19 protein-coding genes and 1 pseudogene are annotated in these 16,628 nt (G+C 52.2%); 9 read left to right on the top strand and 11 right to left on the bottom strand.

The window, feature by feature from the left end:
- The first annotated feature begins 4 nt into the window (after positions 1-4).
- The 3 genes and pseudogenes from DKB71_RS26665 to DKB71_RS26655 all read left to right on the top strand — a co-directional run bounded on the left by DKB71_RS26665 (position 5) and on the right by DKB71_RS26655 (position 3,702).
- A complete protein-coding gene (locus DKB71_RS26665) occupies positions 5-1,117 on the top strand; it encodes an ABC transporter permease (RefSeq protein ID WP_408598503.1) in 1,113 nt (370 codons plus the stop codon).
- A gap of 15 nt (positions 1,118-1,132) precedes the next feature.
- On the top strand, positions 1,133-2,638 hold the full coding sequence (locus tag DKB71_RS26660; RefSeq protein WP_408598501.1) for an efflux transporter outer membrane subunit: 1,506 nt from the start codon (positions 1,133-1,135) through the stop codon (positions 2,636-2,638).
- 119 nt (positions 2,639-2,757) lie between these two features.
- Positions 2,758-3,702, top strand: a pseudogene (locus DKB71_RS26655) (cytochrome d ubiquinol oxidase subunit II).
- A 73-nt stretch (positions 3,703-3,775) separates the two neighbouring features.
- Here DKB71_RS26655 and DKB71_RS26650 read toward each other — a convergent pair.
- From DKB71_RS26650 to DKB71_RS26640, 3 genes are all read right to left on the bottom strand, one after another.
- A complete protein-coding gene (locus DKB71_RS26650; protein ID WP_408598499.1) occupies positions 3,776-4,252 on the bottom strand; it encodes a hemerythrin domain-containing protein in 477 nt (158 codons plus the stop codon).
- 277 nt (positions 4,253-4,529) lie between these two features.
- Positions 4,530-4,859: a hypothetical protein gene (locus tag DKB71_RS26645; protein ID WP_408598497.1), complete on the bottom strand. Its 330-nt coding sequence runs from the start codon at positions 4,857-4,859 to the stop codon at positions 4,530-4,532.
- Between the two features lie 53 nt (positions 4,860-4,912).
- Positions 4,913-5,410: a short chain dehydrogenase gene (locus DKB71_RS26640; protein ID WP_408598495.1), complete on the bottom strand. Its 498-nt coding sequence runs from the start codon at positions 5,408-5,410 to the stop codon at positions 4,913-4,915.
- 335 nt (positions 5,411-5,745) lie between these two features.
- Here DKB71_RS26640 and DKB71_RS26635 point away from each other — a divergent pair, with 335 nt between their 5' ends.
- Together DKB71_RS26635 and DKB71_RS26630 are read left to right on the top strand one after the other, a co-directional pair.
- The gene (locus DKB71_RS26635; protein WP_408598493.1) at positions 5,746-5,967 is read left to right on the top strand and encodes a hypothetical protein; all 222 of its coding nucleotides are present in this window, start codon (positions 5,746-5,748) and stop codon (positions 5,965-5,967) included.
- A gap of 420 nt (positions 5,968-6,387) precedes the next feature.
- Positions 6,388-6,678 (top strand): hypothetical protein, encoded by a 291-nt coding sequence (locus DKB71_RS26630; protein ID WP_408598491.1) that lies wholly within the window; start codon positions 6,388-6,390, stop codon positions 6,676-6,678.
- 121 nt (positions 6,679-6,799) lie between these two features.
- Here DKB71_RS26630 and DKB71_RS26625 read toward each other — a convergent pair whose 3' ends face one another.
- Positions 6,800-7,024, bottom strand: a complete 225-nt coding sequence (locus DKB71_RS26625) for a hypothetical protein (protein WP_408601159.1) — start codon at positions 7,022-7,024, stop codon at positions 6,800-6,802.
- Between the two features lie 86 nt (positions 7,025-7,110).
- Entirely contained in the window at positions 7,111-7,293 is a 183-nt protein-coding gene (locus DKB71_RS26620; RefSeq protein WP_408598489.1) for a hypothetical protein, read from the bottom strand.
- A gap of 145 nt (positions 7,294-7,438) precedes the next feature.
- On the opposite strand from DKB71_RS26620, the gene DKB71_RS26615 reads away from it, so the two are divergent.
- The 4 genes from DKB71_RS26615 (at position 7,439) to DKB71_RS26600 (ending at position 10,704) form a co-directional block, all read left to right on the top strand.
- Positions 7,439-7,870, top strand: coding sequence for a DNA methylase (locus DKB71_RS26615; protein ID WP_408598487.1), 432 nt, complete (start codon positions 7,439-7,441; stop codon positions 7,868-7,870).
- A gap of 287 nt (positions 7,871-8,157) precedes the next feature.
- Entirely contained in the window at positions 8,158-8,523 is a 366-nt protein-coding gene (locus DKB71_RS26610; protein ID WP_408598485.1) for a histone-like nucleoid-structuring protein, MvaT/MvaU family, read from the top strand.
- Positions 8,524-8,821: 298 nt separating this feature from the next.
- Positions 8,822-9,259: an azurin gene (azu, locus tag DKB71_RS26605; protein WP_408598483.1), complete on the top strand. Its 438-nt coding sequence runs from the start codon at positions 8,822-8,824 to the stop codon at positions 9,257-9,259.
- A gap of 392 nt (positions 9,260-9,651) precedes the next feature.
- A complete protein-coding gene (locus tag DKB71_RS26600; protein ID WP_408598481.1) occupies positions 9,652-10,704 on the top strand; it encodes a Rieske 2Fe-2S domain-containing protein in 1,053 nt (350 codons plus the stop codon).
- Positions 10,705-11,347: 643 nt separating this feature from the next.
- Here the strand turns inward: DKB71_RS26600 and DKB71_RS26595 are convergent.
- From DKB71_RS26595 to DKB71_RS26570, 6 genes are all read right to left on the bottom strand, one after another.
- On the bottom strand, positions 11,348-11,812 hold the full coding sequence (locus DKB71_RS26595) for a nuclear transport factor 2 family protein (protein ID WP_408598479.1): 465 nt from the start codon (positions 11,810-11,812) through the stop codon (positions 11,348-11,350).
- Between the two features lie 57 nt (positions 11,813-11,869).
- Positions 11,870-13,405: an FAD-binding oxidoreductase gene (locus tag DKB71_RS26590; protein ID WP_408598477.1), complete on the bottom strand. Its 1,536-nt coding sequence runs from the start codon at positions 13,403-13,405 to the stop codon at positions 11,870-11,872.
- Positions 13,406-13,432: 27 nt separating this feature from the next.
- Positions 13,433-13,825 carry a nuclear transport factor 2 family protein gene (locus tag DKB71_RS26585; RefSeq protein WP_408598475.1) on the bottom strand — a complete coding sequence of 131 codons (393 nt, stop codon included), beginning with the start codon at positions 13,823-13,825 and terminating at the stop codon, positions 13,433-13,435.
- A gap of 26 nt (positions 13,826-13,851) precedes the next feature.
- A complete protein-coding gene (locus DKB71_RS26580; RefSeq protein WP_408598473.1) occupies positions 13,852-14,547 on the bottom strand; it encodes a hypothetical protein in 696 nt (231 codons plus the stop codon).
- Positions 14,544-14,894, bottom strand: coding sequence for a c-type cytochrome (locus DKB71_RS26575; protein WP_408598471.1), 351 nt, complete (start codon positions 14,892-14,894; stop codon positions 14,544-14,546). Before DKB71_RS26575 ends, DKB71_RS26580 begins: the two co-directional genes overlap by 4 nt.
- A 200-nt stretch (positions 14,895-15,094) precedes the next feature.
- Positions 15,095-16,366: an FAD-dependent oxidoreductase gene (locus DKB71_RS26570; RefSeq protein ID WP_408598469.1), complete on the bottom strand. Its 1,272-nt coding sequence runs from the start codon at positions 16,364-16,366 to the stop codon at positions 15,095-15,097.
- Positions 16,367-16,628: the final 262 nt, after the last annotated feature.

The raw sequence follows: 16,628 nt of genomic DNA, 5'->3' as shown, positions 1-16,628 counted from the left end.
TGCCATGCACGAATTGCTCAGCACCCTAACTGCTATTGGCTTTCTGGTTCGCAAGGAATTGCTCGCCTTGTTCAAAGAGCCCTCCAGTCGCGCCATCCTGATCGCCCCGGCGTTGGTTCAGGCGCTGCTGTTTGGCTATGGCGCCACCTATGACCTGACTTACGCGCCCTATGCCGTGCTCGATCAAAGCAAGGGCGCCGCTGCTACCGAGTTGTTGGCGCATATCGACGGTACCGGTGTGTTCAGGCGCGAGCAGGTGCTGAGTTCATCCCAGCAGATTGCCAGCGCCATTGATGATCACGGCGTGCTGCTGGTGTTAAGTATCCCGGCCGATTTCGAATCGCGCTTGGCGGCTGGGCAAGCAGCGCCGTTGCAGATGATTCTGGACGGTCGTAACTCATCCACCGCGGGTGCCGCCTCGGCGCAGATCAGCGCCATTGTCAGCGCCTATAACCAATCACGGGGCGGGGCGGCGAGGGTCAGTGTGGAGCGCCGCGCCTGGTACAACCCCAACCTGGAGTCGCGCTGGAACTTGATGCCGGCATTGATCGCCTCACTCAGCATGTTGCAAACCTTGCTGTTGGCGGCGCTGTCGGTGGCGCGCGAGCGGGAGCAGGGCACCTTTGACCAACTGTTGGTGACACCGCTAACGCCCATGCAAATCCTGCTGGGTAAGGCTGTACCGGCGATTCTGGTTGGCCTGACCCAATCCACCATCATTTTGTTGGTGATCCGCTTCTGGTTTCAGATTCCCATGGCGGGATCGCCGGCGCTGCTGTACCTGGGGCTTTTTGTGTTCACTGGTGCGGCCGTGGGTATCGGCCTGTCCATCTCGGCCATGTCGCTGAATATGCAGCAGGCCATGCTCTACACCTTCTTACTCATCATGCCGATGATGCTGCTCTCTGGCCTGTTGACCGCCGTCAACAACATGCCCATGGCGTTGCAGATTGGCACCTATGTGAACCCTCTGCGCTTTGCCACCGATCTGGTGCGCCGGGTGTATCTGGAGGGCGCGGGCTTTGAGCAGATCGCCTTCGACTTTGTGCCGATGCTGCTGGTGGCTGCCGTTACCTTGCCGTTGGCGGCCTGGTTGTTTCGCAATCGTCTTTCTTGAGCGTAGGTCTTGGTTATGTCCCCATTTCGCAGAACGAATCTTCAAGCCTTGCTTCTACCGTTCAAGCTCTGCCTGATTACTTTGGCCGTATCGGGTTGCGCTGTTGGCCCTGACTTCGAGAAGCCCAAACCTGTTGCACCGGCGGACTGGGTCAGTTGGCGCGGCACCGACCCACAGTTGCAAGCAGCCACCGCCAATGGACAAACGCTGCCCGCGCAATGGTGGTTGGCACTGGGTGATCCAGTGCTCAATCAGTTGCAACAGCTGGCCTTCGACACCAGCCCGGACTTGCGTACTGCCGCACTGCACTATGCTCAGGCCCGCGCACAGCGCAGCACCGTGGCGGCGCAGCGCGGCCCGCAACTCAACGCCAGCGGTGACGTCACCCGCCAACGTCAGAGTGAGACAGGGGCCAGCACGCGTCTGATCTCTTCAATCGCCGAAAACCCCGACAACGCTGACCCGCTGATCAAACAGTTGAGTGAGCCGTTCACTCTATACCAAGCCGGTATCGATGCGTCGTGGGAGCTGGACTTGTGGGGGCGCATCAGCCGCTCCATCGAAGCGGCCGATGCCGACATTGATGATCAGCGAGCGCTGCTTGATCTGGCGCGGCTCAGTCTGACCTGTGATGTCGGGCGCGACTACTTTGAGCTGCGTACCACTCAACGACAGATCGCCCTCACACGTGAAGACATTGCAGCGCTGAAGGATCGCCTGGGACTGCTGCAGGCGAGGGTCGATGGTGGGCTGGTTGATCACTTCGATCTGGAGCGTCAGCGTGCTGATCTGGAAGCCCTTAAGGCTCAGCTTCCCCCGTTGTTGGCGCAAGAAGGCGCGAGTAACAACCAGCTTACGTTACTGCTGGGCAAGCAGCCCGGCGCCTTGCGGGATTTGCTCGCTAAGCCGAACCAAAAGGTAGCCACATCGCTGCCCGATCTGCAGCTCGGGCTGCCCTCTGAGGTGGCGCGTCACCGCCCCGATATTCGCTCCGCAGAAGCCCGCTTGCATCGCGCCACCGCCAACATCGGTATCGCCGAAGCAGAAATGTACCCCAGCATCAGTTTGGGGGCTCGGTTCGGTTACGAGTCGTTTCTGAGTGGCGAGTTTTCCGATTGGGGGAGTCGCACCTGGTCTGTTGGCCCCAGCCTTAACTTGCCGTTGTTTGATCGTGGCCGCCGTAAGAGCGTGGTGCAACTACGCGGGTTGGAACAACAAGAGGCCGCCGTGAACTATCAACAAACCGTGCTCAGGGCCTGGCAGGAAATTGATGATGCACTGAGCGCGTATACCGCAGAGCGCCAGCGCAATGCAGCGCTCACCACCAGGGCTCAAAGTGCAGAGCAAGCCTACGAGTTGGCTCAGGCACGTTACGAAGGGGGCACCACGGACTTTCTCAGCGTGCTGGATAGCCAGCGCGGTTACCTGCAAGCACGCAGGGATCTGGCCTCAAGCGAAGGCAACTTGTACTTGCGCTACGTGATGGTCAGCAAGGCGATTGGCAATGTGCCGGTGGGGTAATCTGATTTCGCCCCCGAACGCAGGCGCTGACGGGGCCATCCTGAGGAGTTAAATCCATGTTGGAGACTGACTGGATTGTTCTGCTTTCCCGGAGCCCTGGCGTTTCTCGGTGATGAACTATGTGCTGCTCGATGGTACTGATCTGGATGTTGGGTGTTGGGGTGATGATGGGATTGAGGCGTTGCGCCCAGCATCGGCGAGCCATGGCTGTGACGATATTGCCAATTTGGGATGCCTACGAAACGTGGCTTGTGCTCGGTGGTGGCGGTCTGCTGGCGCTGTTTCCGATGGCTTGCGCCATCTTGCTGCCAGCGCTTTATCTGCCTTTTATTCTGATGTTTCTTTCGTTGATCCTGCGAGCGGTAGCCTTGGAGTTTCGTGACTACGCGCCCAGCGAACGCATCAAGCGTGCGGTCGATGGCTTGCTGTTATTCGGCTCGGTGCTTGCCGGCACAATTCAGGGAATCGTGCTGGGCACTCTCGTGCAAGGCGTACCTCTTGATGGTGGGCAGTACATTGGAGACGGCACAGAATGACTCAACCTGTTTTCGCTGTTCAGTGGTGCAGTGCTTATCGTGGGCTACACGTGGCTGGGAGCTTACTGGTTGTATTGGCGCACTGTGGGGGAGCTCCAGCAGCGATTCAAACATCAGGCGAAGGTGCTGGCTGCCGTGACCGTCATGCTGTTAATCCTGTCGGTTGCCTGGACAGCAACATTAGACTCGCATTATGCGCAACGACTATCGGATTGGAGGGTGTGCCTTCCGGCGGCGATCCTGCTTATCGCGCTGCTGATGGGTTTTACGCTGGGGTTTCGCAGCCTTCGTCAGGGGCCGCCACTGTTTGCGGCGTTGGGTGTTTTCGTTCTGGCGTTTGCCTTGATGAACGCAGCGCTTTATCCATTGATCATTCCACCCAATCTGAGCTTGCAGGCTGCCGCCTCCAAACCCAACAGTCAGGTGTTCATGCTGGTGGGTTTCGCGGTACTGATCCCGGTGACGCTCCTCTACAACACCTTCGGATTCAGCGTTTTCAGCGGTAAGGTTCGCCCTGTCCGTAAATGACGGTATCTGGTCTATGCTGGTAACGCCTCATGGAACAAAGCCCGGTGAATGGCCGGGCTTTGGGACATTGGGATCACGCCGCGACGTTGCCTGCAGCCCAGTCTTTTTTGTAACTGGCTTTCATCACTTCCATTTGTTGCCCGAGTTCGTCGAGCTGGGCTTTTCCGAGGAGCTTCTTCGCTTGAGGAAACATTTCCGTTTCTTCTTCTTCGATGTGGTGTTCTAGGAGCTCTTTGACCACCTTCACTCGTCCTGCAAATTCCGTCGAGCCAGGGTCGGTCAGCTTGAGATCTGGCAATACCAACGAATCCACGGTGCGGTGCTCTTCCTTGGCTTCAAAGTACATGATGTCCTGTTCTTTGGTGCCGGCTGCCTTGAAGGCAGGGTAGAGAATTTCTTCCTCCAGCTTAGTGTGGATGGCGATCTCCATTTCGAGTTTTCCAAGTAAATCGGTACGTTTCTTGGTGGCCCGGTCAGTGGATTCACTCAATTGGGCAAGAATGGATTTCACTTTCTCGTGATCGGCTTTCAAGAGATCGATGGCGTTCATAAAAACCTCTGCGCTGACGTAAGGATAAAGCCGCTAAGTGGGCGTTGCCTGCGTATACCCTCGGGCCAATCGCATTTACCGTGCCAGCGGTGCATTTTTCGAAAAGCCAAGCGCAGTAGGGCCTGTTGGGTGCGGTGACCCTAGAGTGGCCATGCAAAGTGCACATAAGGTCAAATCCGCCATTGCAGATTGCCAACCATATCGCGGTCTCCTGCGGCTACGTCATAGTTTCCTGTGCGCGGAAAATAATTCCAGCTGTGAGTGCTCGCGTCGCCGGTTACCTATCACCGGATGTTTTGAGCAGCGAATTGAACCACTCTGCATACGGGGAATTGGCGATCTGGTGTCTATTGAAATCAGGACTGCCGTCCTCCCACCAAACAGGGCCCCGCTCACCAAGTGCTACCTTGGCCTTTTGCACGCTTTCCCGAGCCAGCTTCATCTGCCAAGTGTCGCCCGATGCCTTCGCTTGCTTAATTTTACGCCGAGCTGCCATGAGCTCATCTACCAGACGCTGTCGAGTGTCCTCTCCCAACGCAGGATTGGAACATCGCCAAAGCTGCCCTTTGACAACAAAGTAACGACCGTCAGGTGTCACTGGATGCATCCGTCACCTCCGTTCACCAAAGGGCGCTCGTCCAGAGAACGCAGAATGGTTGACTAAGGAAGTTTTCGGGTAGGCCGGCTGGTACTTTGTTTAACCCCAAGCAGTACCCCTAATATGAACGCAGCGCCCGCCGCCAAAAGTATTGGGTACGGATGTTTACCTGACCGCCAGCCGCACTGGGCTGGGCGTTGATCGCTTGACGGAGTCAGCAGGTGTGCTGAAAACGATGGTCTGAGGCTAATGGGACTGTCAGCGGGATCCCTCTCTGCTTTGTACGGCATTTCGTTCAGCCGCAAACGCGCACCGTCGGCGAGAATCAACATTAGGTTATCGACAGTGCCAGCGAGCCGATTTGGAAAAACCGGTTCACCGGTGGGATCTAGCTCATCGTAAAAAAACTGCTGTCCTTCCAGCCAACCTACAGCCGTCATCAATTCGGGGCCAAGGTAATATTTCCCATCGAGAAAAAATCCAAGGAAATGTCTTGTGCGTTCGAGACTCTCTACGATGTAACGTTCGCCCGCTCTCATTCCGGTTGCTGGGTCAATCATGATGACGTCCTCAGGTTCACTGGTGTTGCGATAGAGGACTGGCCTGAGCGCAACGTTCCATCGAGATGACTGAACAGCTGAATGCCAGCACGCTGGTGGTCAAGAGGGAGTATGAGGGCGTCTGCAGTCTCTCATTCCCTTCAAACCTACCTGGCACGGGTATCTAATTGATTTATTAGCTCTAGGGTGCAGGTGAACCCCTGTCTGATCCCGCCTGCTTGGCGTGCACAAAGGGCGTTTCGCATTCCTTCCGATTCTGGCCGTACGTCGTCGATGGTGAACGAGCATCACGTTGTGAACTCTACCGGACAAGGTTGTCATGGGAGGTAATTGACATGTACGAAGATCGCAAAGCGCACTCGCTTGAGACTTGGCATGCATTATTGGAAACGCCTAAAAATCGCACGACTGCTCAAGAGCAATACGAAGAATTGCTTCGACTCGCTGAAGAGTATTTCCTCCAAGGGTTCATTGACCGTGAGGAGCGAAAGGGCCTGGTCAAGGAGGCAACCGTTCGATATGCGCAGGCAGTGGAAGGTGTGGGCAATGGCGCTTGAGGTATTGAGCAGGCTTTCATGACCGATTGGAGACGCCGAGGTTGATGAACGTTACAAGTTCTGTCGCAAGTAGGAAGTAAAGCTAACGACAGTGAATCGGCGGGAAATCCAATACCCCACACCTCCGGTCAATTTCGTGACGCGCTGTCATTTTAAGCTGGGCAAACCGCTTCCTTTCGAGAGTTTCAGTCGTCGAGTAGTTTCGGCAATTATCCTGACGGTTTAGCGATTGACAGGCTGAGTGTCTGGGGGGTGAACACTATGAGCCAAAAACCTCTACAAAATTTCGTAGAGCGTATAGGATTTTGGGCCAGTTATCCGATTTAGCTGTCATTTATAAAGCACTCCCGTTGCGTCACTTCGGCTGTGCGCTATGGTGAGGTTCGAGCATATAAGACTAAAGTCGTAGGAGGGCGCGGCATGCGAATTCGCGGGGATGTGTTCTGGCAATGGGCTGATCCGACGCTGCACCATCGTACTCATGACGAAACGTTGGACGACGGCACGTTTATCGATGTCCAAGTAAGGCTGTCGGCCTCGGGCAACACTCAAATGTTTATCGGGGTATACGCAGCGAGCGGCATGGCTCTGCATGAAGAGGTGCCTAATAGTAGGCCGGGTGAATCCATGACTCGTGCTTTGGCGTGGGGAGTAGGGTGTGCTAGGCGGCTTGCAATCGATCTTCAACCTTCTGCAAGGCACGTGGCATAGACTCGGCTTGTTCAGGGTAAGCGGTCGCTAGGAACAGTGTTTGCCACTACATGATCCTCCTAGAGTGCATACTTTTGGGGATGAACGCCCGAGGCTTGAAAAAGAATTTCGATGGCCACCGTCAGTCCTGAGACTCCTCCTTTTCCTTTCTTTTGAAATTTTTTCTGAACCCTCGAAGGTTCATAAGAAAAAGACAAATCTGCAAAACAATCAAGGCATAAGCCCCGGCATGAACACCCCATATCACCCACAGCACGTTGCTCAAACTGAAGGATACAAACCCGATCATCCGTTGTCCTGGCCGCTGCGATCCGATGAGCCATGCGGCGACCACCGTCACTAGCATCGCGGGCCATTGAACCCAATCTAGAGAAGCCAAATTACCTCCCGGCGCATTTCATAAGCTGAGCCGCTAGTGAGATGCCGCGTTGCTCAGTCGACGCTCTGATTGTTGGGGCGCTTTTCTGTTTTCCCCAGGATGTAGCAGGGGTGAAGCTGACCGTTAGGGTGTGTTGTCACAGCCACCGATATCAATGACCAGCCCTCATGAAGCTTCAAGTTGGCTTCGTTGGCCGACAGCGCTTCCATGACATGGGTTGTTTCAGACATATGCATTTCGTAACTCCCGAATTTCAGCGTTCAACTGTTAGGTGCCTGGCACGGATAGGGGTTCCATAACGGATGCCTCACTATTCAGGAGTGTTCGCGGTCGCACGGGGTCTAAATTCAGAATTGTGACCCTGCATGAAGGGATGAAGCAGTGAGCAAAATCATCAGTGCACAAGACTTAAAGATCAACCTTCAAGGCGCGAGCGAAGCTGCCCTATTCAAATGGCTGGTTGCCAGTTTTCTGATGGGTAAAAGAATTCAGGGTGCCATTGCCGTCAAGGCGTACCGGGTCATCGTCGAGCAGCATCAGCGAGATACACCGCAAAAGCTCGCACGCTGCACCCACCGTCAGTTGGTCGTAATGCTTGGTCAGGCTCACTACGTGCGATACGACGAAAGCACAGCGTCACGGTTACTGGCATTGGCCAACAAGCTCAACACTGAGTACGACGGCAAGGTGAGCAACATCGTGGCGGTCTACGCTGATCGTCAGGCATTCGAAAAGCGCTTGTCTGAATTCGAAGGGATAGGGCCAAAGACGATCGAGATTTTTATGAGGGATGCAGCGGCTGTGTTGTATTGAACAGCCCGTCGCTAATCACCGCTGTGTGTCTGATGCACTAAGTGAAGCCCCGGAGGTTGGCCCTACCGGGGCTTCTGTGCTTTCCCTGTGGCCCTGAGGGGGAAGAAAGCGCGCAGAATGATATCAGCACAATGTTTTAGAATCACGATGGCTGGTGAGCCTTAACGACCTGACAGCTGGGAGTTCCGTGAAGCCTTATCTTCGGCTGAGGTGACGGCTTGGCGTACTGAATTGGAGTGGCTGTTTTTGTGTTCACTATTAGCAAACTAATTACGTAGAGATTTCCCATGTCCAAACTCGCAGAATACCGCCAGCTCGAAAAACACTTGGCTGAACAGCTCCAGGCGCTCGAAGCCCTGAAAGGTGATGATGGCCTGAAGAAAGAAATCGAATTTGAAACCAAGCTGCGTGCTTTGCTCGCGGAGCACAGCTACAGCCTGAAAGACGTGATCAACCTGCTTGATCCACAAGCGGGTCGTCGCGCTCCTACAGTCGAATCCAAAACCGGGTCTCGCAAGCCTCGCCAAGTGAAGGTTTACAAAAATCCCCACACCGGTGAAGTCGTCGAAACCAAAGGCGGCAACCATAAAACGCTCAAGGAATGGAAGACCGAACACGGCGCTGCGACCGTTGAGTCTTGGCTGACCAAGTGATACTTGTTTGAATACAAAAGGGCCCTTCGAGGGCCCTTTTTATTGCTTAATTCAAAGGTGTGTTGGGAGCAGACTCGTGCTCAGCATGGTTCGAAAAGTAGCCAACAAAGAGGGCCATAGTTTTTTGTACCACCTGTACTTTCACAGTGTAGCCTCCTTGATCACCCCTTTGCATCGCACTGCCGATGTGTTTGGGTCGGCAATCTGATCCGCATGCTGGTCAGCTATCTTTAGAGGGGGGCACTGTGAATTGAGAGCTACTAAAATGTGCGCCTCAATCTAAGAAGAGAGGCTGTTCATGCGGGAAATTCTATTTATGGGTTTGCTCCTATCCACTTCGGCATTTGCAAGTGAGTGTCAGATCACGATATCCAGCAGTGATCAGATGACATATGATCAAAAAACCATTGCCATTCCTAAAAGCTGCGAGAAATTCGAAGTTACGTTGAGCCATAGTGGAAAACTTCCAAAGCTCGTAATGGGGCATAACTTGGTAATAGTAAAGAAGTCAGACCTCGAGTTCGTTGCAAACGACGCAATGGCGGCTGGGCCTGATAGTGGTTATTTAAAGGCTAGTGACTCTCGCGTTTTGGCACATACGCCATTGATTGGTGGCGGGGAACAAGGCAAAGCCATCCTTGATGTAAAAAAATTAAATATTAGCGAAGACTATGTGTTCTTTTGCACGTTCCCAGGTCACCGGGCAATAATGCAAGGCGAGATTTTGATAAAGTAGTGTGTATTACACTGTGTTCTATTGGCATGAAATTCGTGATGGGCAGTAATGAGTTAGCAAATTTTAGTAGTACGCAATCATTCTTCGTCGTACGAAGGTTGAGCGGATCGAAGATGCTGCTCTTCCACGGCGACTAGGTTGCTATTGTTCATTCTTTGCCACGCCTTCCAATTTCTAGATTTCTCGATGAAAAATTGGCCGTGAGCCTTGATTTAGAGTTGCCCCGCCCCCGAAGTGTGCACATGCTTCGGCTATCTATCGATAGGTGTTATTTCCCATTTTAGATCCTACCATCGAGGCTAAGAATATTTTCTATTTCTAATAGAAACATATCTGTCAGTGGGCTGGCTCTATAAGTTCAGCTTAAAACAATAATTGCAGAGGGGAAGTATATGTTTCTTCGTAACTGCTGGTACGTAGCTGCGTGGGACTATGAAATTACTGAAGATAATCTTCTTGCACGGACGATTATCAACGAACCGATCGTGCTATTTCGGAAAGAAAATGGCGATGTTGCTGCACTCCAAGACCGGTGCTGCCATCGCGCTGCGCCACTTTCCATTGGGCGCAAGGAAGGTGACGCCGTACGATGCATGTACCATGGGTTGAAGTTCGACAGCTCGGGTACTTGTGTGGATATCCCGGGCCAAGATTCCATCCCGCCGCAAGCGTGTGTTCGAAGCTTCCCCGTTGTCGTTCAAAGCAGCTGGGTTTGGGTATGGATGGGCGATCCGAGTAAAGCGAGCGTTGACCTCATTCCACCGGCAGTAGCGCTGGATAACCCTGAATGGAACTTCCGCTCTGGCAGTATTGAGTACCAGGCTAATTATCTCTTTGTAAACGACAACCTGCTCGACTTCTCACACCTGACATTCCTTCACCCGAATAGCTTTGGTGTGGGTGAAGACTGGGCGCAGATTCGTCCTAAGGTGACTCGACTGGAGCGCGGAGTCCGTATTGAGCGATGGCTCCCGAAGCAGCCCATTCCGAACCACATCAAGGACGTGGTTGATGCAGAATATTTAGATATGTACAGCCACTATGACTATCTGGCACCTGGTGTCATGGTCATGTATTCGTACAATTTCCCTGGTGGTACCTATGAAAAATACAACGGTGGGCACCCTGAGGTTTTGGATTGTATAACCCGAGAGGTTACCTGCCAGTCAATCACGCCTTCTACGGATGGGTCATCTCGTTACTTCTTCTCTTGGGCACCGTTCAGGACTAAGGGTGGTACTGATGAGCTTGCTGAAGGGATGATCGCCATCGCTCGTATGGCATTCGAGGAAGACCGTGTGATGATCGAGGCTCAGTACAACAATACTCCGCCTGGCACCAAGCATGTCGCTATTGCGTTCGACAACGCGCTCGCACAAATGCGTTGGGTACTGGATAAGCTCATCAAGGAAGAAAATCAGCCACAGGTTGAAAGTGTTGCCTAATAGGTAGCATTGCTGGTGAAGAAAGCGCCCGTCATTACAGACTGGCGCTTTTTTTATGGCGCATTGGCTCGGTGCTTCGAGTGACCTGGATCGGATCAGTTCAGCGAGAGGTTGGATGAGAGGGGAGCGGCTGCCAGGCGACACGTAACTGTGCACTTGCGAATGATCCTTCCAACGCTCTGATCGACATCGAGGGGCAGCCCGCAGTGGCTTCACCTGGTGCAGTGGCTGGATCACTGGAGCGCAAGACCCTTACCCCCTCTATCCATAAGTTGAAGTAGCCGACGCTCTACTGCGGAGATTTCAACGTGAAGTGCGACCCTCCATTTGATTCTCAGGAGGCATATTACAGTTCCGTTCAGGAGCGTTTGAAGGCTGATTTGATAGAAATCAAGGGGTGATAAAACAGCTTGTGATGGGACGTGAGGTGCAGATTCTGAACTAGCTTTGGGGAAAAGGGGGCTGATGAATCCGCCGATGAAATTAGCTCCGCTCTGCCACTGTTGGACGATGTCCGCGCGTAGTAAGTATCCAACCTCGCGGTCTTCGCAAACGCTGCCAATATTTTACGTCGTTGCTTTGACCGGTTTTGTATGGGGTGATCCCAGTACCCTAGTATGCAGGATACTGGGACAGAGAGACGTTAGAGCATCCCGTTTTTGTTTTCGCTCTTCTCAGGGATGTCTTGTACTACGTCCCAGTGCTCAACAATCTTGCCGTCCTCAAGGCGGAAGATGTCCATTACTGCAGCGCCTCGGGTGCCGGGAACCATAGTTGCGTGCGAATGCAGGATCACATGGTCTCCATCCGTAAAGGCGCGCTTCATCTCAATTTTGGCATCGGGGAAGGTTGCTTTCAGGAAACCGATGAAACCTTTCAAACCTTCAGCACCGTCATGCGCCATAGGGTTATGCTGGATGTAATTACTGCCCAAGTAAGAGCTCGCTTTATCAGCATCTTTTTTGTTAAGAGCGGCGTCATAAAATTCGAGAACTACTTTTTTGTTGCTTTCCATGGTTTTGGTGTCCACTGTTTGTGCGGCGAAAGAGCTTGAAGATAGGGTGGTGAGAATAATTGCTGCGCTCAAAATTAGGCCTTTGAGTTTCATGTGGTTACTCCTTGAGTTTGTGTTATCTTAGCGTGAGGGGGCGTACGCGAGCACGTCTCATATTGTTATGCCGGACTTTCCAGGTGCAATGATTCCGTTAGGGTCTAATGCTTTCTTAATGTTTCTGTGTAAGTTGCGCATTTTGGGGCCGAACAGTTCGGCTTGTTTGTCCATGTAATGGACGCTTGCTCGATAGTTCCCAAAGCCTTCTTTTGAGGTCAGTTGAACTAACTCGTCGTAGCAGGCCCGTGCGGCTTCAACCTGAGCAGGATCTGCTTGGTTGAAAAATATTCCAGTCGTTTTGTGCATGTCCCGACCATCAAGCCAATTCATTGACAGGTAGTCGAAACCATGGCGATTGAGAATTTCTTTCGACAGTTTGGCCAGTTGGTTAACATACTGGCCTTTCATTGCTGATACCGGCATATGCCAAATAACGCCACCGCCTCCTACATAATTTAGGATTCGAAAGTTTTCAAGGCTAATATGACCAGTCGCGACAGCCAGATCGGCTGCAGAACCAGGCCCATCTCCCGCTCCGTCTGTGAAGATTTTTGCTGGATTAGTGGCTTTGAATGCATCTTCAATCTTCTTGAGTTTGATGGCAGTCTCCTGCTCATCACCATAGACGACGCCGGCGATTCGCCACTGCGGAATTCCATATTCCTTCAGAAGCCCATTAATGGTTTCGTCTGGAATTGCGCCCTTGCCTTGGTATAAATCAATACGCTTCCTACCAAAGGCGAGCATAGTAAGGCCGCTGAGTGCTGACCCGGGAACAGTAATAATTTCTGCCATCCTCAATTTGCGGAAAACGTCAATTGCCTTGCTAATATCTTCCGCGTTGTTGTAATGGACAGCGAAAGCCTTGGCACCTTCGGGTTTAGGGGTAAGAAATATCCCCATTTTTGTTACGACTGCAAAATTGGACTGAGTAAATAGACCATCGATGTAAGGGCCGTAACCGTAACGATATGCCTGCCAACTCTTACAGTTCGGCAGTTCGCCCATGCCAGTTTTAATCACGTCGCCGTTGGCTAGAACGATTTCCATCCCCGCAAAGCTTTTCATATGATCGTGATTCGTGGTGTAGCCGTTGCCGCGCTCCAGTGTGTTACTCAGGGGGCTAACGATCGGGCCAGGCGACGGAGCGTCCACCAAGAAGGGAAGGTTCTTAGCGTCGATGTAGTCTTGGAGTTGACGGTATGTAACGCCAGGTTCAATGAGAGCAGTCCCTAGCTCCTCGTCAACTTCTATAATGCGATTCATCTTCCGCAGATCTAAGATCAACTGGCCTGTGGAGGCGGGTAGGGCAGAACCTAGACCAATGTTGCGCCCTGTCGAAATCGGCCACACGGGCACTTTGTATTTGTTGCAAACAGCCAGAATGCCTTGAATCTGCTCAACAGATTCCGGCATCAGAGCTCCTGAGAGTACAAGCTCATCGTCTTTAACTGGAACATAAGGCTTGCGATAGGAAGCGAGTTGATCTTGATCAATAAGCGTATTTTTAGCACCGACAATTGCCGTTAGCTCAGTAATAGCCGAGCTAAACTCTGCGGCTGTCAGTCCTTTTGGAAGAATGGTTGTCATGCTGGTCACTTCTTTGGTTTTTTATGTTTAAGACCAAAATGCTTTTTGTGCGGGAATCGTATCTAGATATTCCCGCAGATCTACAATCAATCCATTTTTGACAATAAATAGAAAGTGGTACCGATTGTCGTACACTGCGCCTGACTTCAATGCCGCATCGCCTTTAACTTCAACTGCAACCCGCTCGTCTTCTGCGGTAATACCGTAAGGCACTAGAGAAATTCGATCTACAAAGCATGATTTTGCATATTTGAGGATGTCCCGAAGCTCCTCTCGGTTCATGTCACCTTTATCTGGAAACCAGACTTTTGCATTTTCATCAACAAGCTCTAACGCGCTATCGATTTCACCGGAAGAGACTCGGATCAAATATTCGAGCGCAATTTTACGACTGTTTTCTGTGAAGCTTTCGTTACTCATATTGAGGTCTCCACATTGTGTAGATATCAAACGTCCGCTATTAGCGTCATGAAGGTATCGCTAATGACGAGCTCTTTATTGTTCGGGATTGCTGTTGCAAGTGGCGCGCTATCCGTTGGCCATGCATTTGCCGTCAGAATTGCCAAAGCACTACCAATTGCTTCCTGCGTCTCACCGCGAGGAAGATTCAGCGAGATCTTGCTTGTTCTCGGCTGTGAGGTACTTTGGGAGAACTCGGTAATCCAGGTATCTAGATCTGTTTGGCTAATTGCACGTGCTAGGGCGGCGCCACAACCCTGAGTTTTTTGACTTGTCTGCAGGGCGTGGAGATAAAACGTTGCACCAGCAGCGTGAGTTCCGCGCAGTAGAAGGGTTCCATCAACGTCCCGGATCGCCTCATGGAGAAGTGAGTCTCCACAGGAGTCGACTAGGGCAACGACCCTTGAGCCTCGGTTATTCGCAAGAATGCTGCGCAGACTCATTGAGTCGAAAAGTAGACTCTCATCCAGTACCTGTTCTGAGAAGTTCGATATGGAAAGGGAGCGCCATGTTTGTATGGCTGCAGAAATTAATCTTCCTTGCTCAACATTTCTAAGCAATAGAATGGATTTACTCGATTGATCAATGTTATTTACAAAGGGGAAAGCCAATGCAGAGCTACTAGCTGCAATCGCGGTCGTTTGCAGCGATGCGCGCAACAGCCCGCGTCGACTAATGTTCATTGAGAGTTACCAGCTTTGGTAGGAGTGGTGACCGGCATTTCTGATTTTGATAGGTATTCCGCTAGGATATTTAAGTCTTCATCGGAAATATCCGACGGGCGAAATGCCGGCATTCCTTGATTTCCATGTCGGGCGAAATAGATGAAGATCTCAGGGGGGAGATTTCGGCCCTTGAGTGCAGGCCCCACCCCCGTGATGTGACAATAGCCGCAAGTCTCGGAAAACGTTTTTTCTGCTTTTACGATATCCTCTGCGGTTTGTGCGCCTGCGCCGCTAGAGTAAATCAGATATAAGGCTAGTAATGTGAAAGGGTTGCGAAGCACCCTTTTTATATTTTCTATGCTCATAAGGCACCCTGAGGGTGATACGTTATTACAAGGGTTTAGGTAGTAAGTATTAATTACGAAGCCTTCATATAAATTATTAAGCTTCCTGGTAGGCTGCACCTATCTAAAGATATATTTTGTATATAAAGAGAAGGCAGGCCCGAGTCACGGTGGAAAGCAGGAGTGGCCCGCCCCAAGTGACGTGGGGCGGACTTTCTCAATTACTTCTGAATGTTTATGCCGCCGTGACCCGGGCCTTGCGAGCCCTTTCCGGCCTGGTCGTCAACTAGGTAGGTCTCACGCCAGTCCGGTCGGTATCCCCGCCCTGTAAGGCTGAAGGTGGAGAAGAGCGCTTGTCGGCACATGTCTTTATCTGCCATCAAGGCAAACATATTGGCTTCGTCTTGCAGGCGTTTTTGAGGGTCTCGTTCTTGCGTCCGACGCTTGAATTCGATTGCGGTAGGGTTTGCAATTTCAAGGAAGCAGCGGCGGCGTTCGTAGGAGTACCAATCCAAGGCGTCTTCGCTAAGTTCACCAGTAATCACACCACCCAAGCATTTGATCAGGGTATCTGCGTCTTGTACGCCGGACGTGAAGCCCATCCCACCAATTGGGTTTGTCGCGTGTGCTGCGTCGCCAGCGAGCATCACTCGGCCGACCCGATACGTTGTAGCTGAGCGTTGGTGCACCCGATAGGAGTTGGCCATCACCATTTCGCATGGTGCATTAGGATCAGGCAGGAGGCTCTTATAGCGCTCCGGGATACGTGCAACACGCTCCTGTTCACTGAGACTGCTGTCTTCGCCGTAGGCGACGCGCCAGTAACCTTGATCATTGATCTTCGCGATGACAGCCCAATTTTCTGCTCCGGCAACCATTGTTGACGGCGCGTAACCGTACTTGTCGAAGTCGTAGTAGACATTAGTGGCCATGAAGGTGTCTTCCCAGGTGAAACCTTCGAAATCGACACCAAGGTCTTTACGCACGCTGGAGCGAGCACCGTCGGCGCCGACGACCCAATCAGCCTCGATGATGCGTGGCCCATTAGTAGTATGGACGGAGACTTGGACGCAGTCGTTCGACTGTTCAATGGAGTCGAATGACGTCTTCCAGCAAATCTCAGTGCCTGGTAGTGCGATGAACTCTTTAAGGACGATTTCGGCCAGAATGTCTTGGCCAAAATGGAGGTTGTAGGCATAGGGCGTGAGGCCCTCAAGGTCTTTGTAGCTGAGGCGCCCGATATTGCCGGTTAATGGGAACCGAAGATTGAACTCATAGCCATAGGCGCCAACTTCTTTTGCGCGCTCTAATAGACCGATTTCGTCCAGAACTTTAAGGGTGGATGGAAGATAAACCATGGCGCGTGGCCAGCGAAGGATATCGTCTTCCCGGTCGATAACAGTTACCTGCGCTCCCTTGCGAGCCAAGCCCAGAGCAGTGACTAGACCGGTTGGGCCGGCCCCGATAATGACGACGCGTTTACCTTTAGACATCGGGTTCTCCGTTCTTGTTTGAGTATTGCACTGGCCCGCCATAGGCGCAGAAATGGCATGTGCTCCCCCCGATTGTTTCTCAGAGGCAGTGCTGAGTACCCTACCCAAAGATAGCGACGTAGCACCGCCTGCTGGCAGGGTAGATATACTGGCATCGGGGCAATTGGGGGAGTAGGGAGGGAAGGCGAACTCAATTGCACTAAAAGGAGGATGTAGTACCTGCCTTGAAAAAAACTGCGCCAGATACCGAAATCCTGGCACA

This window comes from Pseudomonas sp. PLMAX (genome assembly GCF_046042685.1).
Lineage (GTDB): Bacteria > Pseudomonadota > Gammaproteobacteria > Pseudomonadales > Pseudomonadaceae > Aquipseudomonas > Aquipseudomonas putida_AE.
Note: the sequence above shows the minus strand (reverse complement) of the source record. Positions and strands in the feature narration are given on the sequence as shown.

Excerpts from the sequence above, each read along its gene's own strand:
- DKB71_RS26590 (WP_408598477.1), bottom strand. The coding sequence starts at position 13,405 with ATGACAACCATTCTTCCAAAAGGACTGACAGCCGCAGAGTTTAGCTCG.
- azu (WP_408598483.1), top strand. The coding sequence starts at position 8,822 with ATGCGGGAAATTCTATTTATGGGTTTGCTCCTATCCACTTCGGCATTT.
- DKB71_RS26595 (WP_408598479.1), bottom strand. The coding sequence starts at position 11,812 with ATGAAACTCAAAGGCCTAATTTTGAGCGCAGCAATTATTCTCACCACC.
- DKB71_RS26575 (WP_408598471.1), bottom strand. The coding sequence starts at position 14,894 with ATGAGCATAGAAAATATAAAAAGGGTGCTTCGCAACCCTTTCACATTA.
- DKB71_RS26620 (WP_408598489.1), bottom strand. The coding sequence starts at position 7,293 with ATGCATATGTCTGAAACAACCCATGTCATGGAAGCGCTGTCGGCCAAC.
- DKB71_RS26580 (WP_408598473.1), bottom strand. The coding sequence starts at position 14,547 with ATGAACATTAGTCGACGCGGGCTGTTGCGCGCATCGCTGCAAACGACC.
- DKB71_RS26635 (WP_408598493.1), top strand. The coding sequence starts at position 5,746 with ATGTACGAAGATCGCAAAGCGCACTCGCTTGAGACTTGGCATGCATTA.
- DKB71_RS26570 (WP_408598469.1), bottom strand. The coding sequence starts at position 16,366 with ATGTCTAAAGGTAAACGCGTCGTCATTATCGGGGCCGGCCCAACCGGT.
- DKB71_RS26585 (WP_408598475.1), bottom strand. The coding sequence starts at position 13,825 with ATGAGTAACGAAAGCTTCACAGAAAACAGTCGTAAAATTGCGCTCGAA.
- DKB71_RS26660 (WP_408598501.1), top strand. The coding sequence starts at position 1,133 with ATGTCCCCATTTCGCAGAACGAATCTTCAAGCCTTGCTTCTACCGTTC.
- DKB71_RS26645 (WP_408598497.1), bottom strand. The coding sequence starts at position 4,859 with ATGCATCCAGTGACACCTGACGGTCGTTACTTTGTTGTCAAAGGGCAG.
- DKB71_RS26625 (WP_408601159.1), bottom strand. The coding sequence starts at position 7,024 with ATGCTAGTGACGGTGGTCGCCGCATGGCTCATCGGATCGCAGCGGCCA.
- DKB71_RS26630 (WP_408598491.1), top strand. The coding sequence starts at position 6,388 with ATGCGAATTCGCGGGGATGTGTTCTGGCAATGGGCTGATCCGACGCTG.
- DKB71_RS26650 (WP_408598499.1), bottom strand. The coding sequence starts at position 4,252 with ATGAACGCCATCGATCTCTTGAAAGCCGATCACGAGAAAGTGAAATCC.
- DKB71_RS26600 (WP_408598481.1), top strand. The coding sequence starts at position 9,652 with ATGTTTCTTCGTAACTGCTGGTACGTAGCTGCGTGGGACTATGAAATT.
- DKB71_RS26640 (WP_408598495.1), bottom strand. The coding sequence starts at position 5,410 with ATGATTGACCCAGCAACCGGAATGAGAGCGGGCGAACGTTACATCGTA.
- DKB71_RS26610 (WP_408598485.1), top strand. The coding sequence starts at position 8,158 with ATGTCCAAACTCGCAGAATACCGCCAGCTCGAAAAACACTTGGCTGAA.
- DKB71_RS26665 (WP_408598503.1), top strand. The coding sequence starts at position 5 with ATGCACGAATTGCTCAGCACCCTAACTGCTATTGGCTTTCTGGTTCGC.